Annotated in this window: 1 protein-coding gene; it reads right to left on the reverse strand. The window is 44.0% G+C overall.

Translation table 11 applies throughout. The annotated features are described in order from the left end of the window. Positions 1 to 101: 101 nt before the first annotated feature. Positions 102 to 1136 (reverse strand): hypothetical protein, encoded by a 1035-nt coding sequence (locus tag FYJ85_RS22820; RefSeq protein WP_154420985.1) that lies wholly within the window; start codon positions 1134 to 1136, stop codon positions 102 to 104. Positions 1137 to 2044: the final 908 nt, after the last annotated feature.

The raw sequence follows: 2044 nt of genomic DNA on the forward strand, positions 1-2044 counted from the left end.
GGCGAAGAGGCGAATTACCTCCCGTGTTTTGGCTTCAGAAATATGAGAACGAATTATATACTTGTTAATCATATGAATCACAATACTTTACCTTGTTGATTTTACAAGCTTAAAGTGTCATGAACCTTAAACAAATTAACAGTAACTCCTGAAGATTTGACGAGTAAAGACAAATCAGGATTTTTATATATGGAATCATTTCTGTCGATTTCGATATGCAGCTTGGTAAAATCCTCAAGGTCGCGAATACAGGCTTTTGAAGTACCTATCGTGTCATCGTCACAGTCACGTTCCGAACCATCCAGATCATCTTCTACATAGCCATCTTTGCTGAAAGCACGAGTATCCCGGTCGTCATTGGGCCAAAAGAGAGCGCTACGATCAGCCGGATTATAAAGGTCAATTACCTGGTCTCGATTTCCATCTATTCCCATGCGAAGACGCAAAACGGAATAGAATACCGAATCTGCCGGAACATCTTTATAATCCGAAAATGCCACCGATATCTGATCTTTATTCGTCTCATCACCAAACGATTGTACAGCCTCCAAATAAATCACTGCCACATTGCCGTTCGGATTCAACTTCTCAAATGGGATATCCACATCCGGGGGAATGTAATCTCCCGGACTGGAATCCTTGACAATGCTTTCTTTTGCCCGAGCTGTTGAACCATTCTTTGTCCAAAGTCGAATATTACCCTCGGGAGGAAGCAGAAAATCCATAACACCGTCAACTGTTCGCTTGAACACAATGGCGGGATCACAAGCTGGATAAGAAAAACGAACTTTGGTCTTAGCGGGATCCAATCCTGAACTGATGGAAACCACAACCGGTACAAAATCGGCACTGACATTGTCCCCTCTTTGATTCGCTTCCGGTTCCAGATTTATGTTATCGTAACCATCTGCAAAATCTGGAATGCCATCCCCATCCGTATCGAAGTCATTCAGAAGAACAAGCTTACCTACCGTATCTTTTTTCTCCTCCTCCAGTTCTTCCGCCTGTGAGCGGTCCGGCATCCCTAAACCGTTATTATTATCGCTGTCGATGTCCAGGTCAATCCGCGGAATTGCCACTTTTACTTTGATATAAGCGTAATCCGTATTTTTAGGACAAGAACATTTAACTTTCATGCAAAACGTGCTGACTCCATCCGTGGTAAAAGCATCAGCAAGATTTTCACTACAGATCGGACATGGTTCAACAACCAAACCTGAGTCCGGAATCGGGGTTCCATCTTCCTTTTTGTTTTGATGGTATGGATACTTTCTTCGGGAAGCATTACAGCCGTCTTTGGAACACCGGTATATGACTGTGCAATCATCCACTACAATCGGACAGGAAATCAGAAACCGCCTCAATTGGTTAACATCTTCCGGACCTGTATAATAATGAACGACGTCCGAATTCAGACTCGATATCTTACAACGCACTTCGTCCGCTTTATAATTATGTGGATGAGCAGAACCACCAGAGCCATCGTCCTCAATTTCATCCTCTGCAGGGCCTTCCGGCTCCGGCGGTTCCTCCGGAGGAGGATCTTGGATGCCGCATGTACATTCCGACTTAGCATTATTACAACCGCGGCATAGACAAATGCATTGATCCTTCGGTTTTTTGCACTCACTGCAACAATAGCAATCCCATGGAGGACGATTACAGACCGTGCAGCAAATACACGGATACGATCTGCAAAGCTTACAACATTGACAAGGGGACTGATCACATTTCGGACATTTTTCAAGAACCTCAATGGTTGCGCTGCCAGAACGCGTATCATTAGGAGCGTTCGAACACCATATCGTTATATTGCCGGTATAAGTTCCCGGAGACCAGGCTTGAGAAGGTGAAATGTGATGGTCTGTCTCCAGCCCACACGTTTCTTCTTTTTTCTCTGAACATTTCGTGCACTCATACACACCTGTCCTAACAATTTTCAAAATGGCGTAATTTTCTGATTACGCCCCCTCATTTTCATCTATTTCACACCAATTCTCAAAAGTAGCCCCCCTTTGTTGTAAATCAGCTGTCCTAAAAAGCG

Source organism: Victivallis lenta (genome assembly GCF_009695545.1).
In the GTDB taxonomy this organism is placed as follows: domain Bacteria; phylum Verrucomicrobiota; class Lentisphaeria; order Victivallales; family Victivallaceae; genus Victivallis; species Victivallis lenta.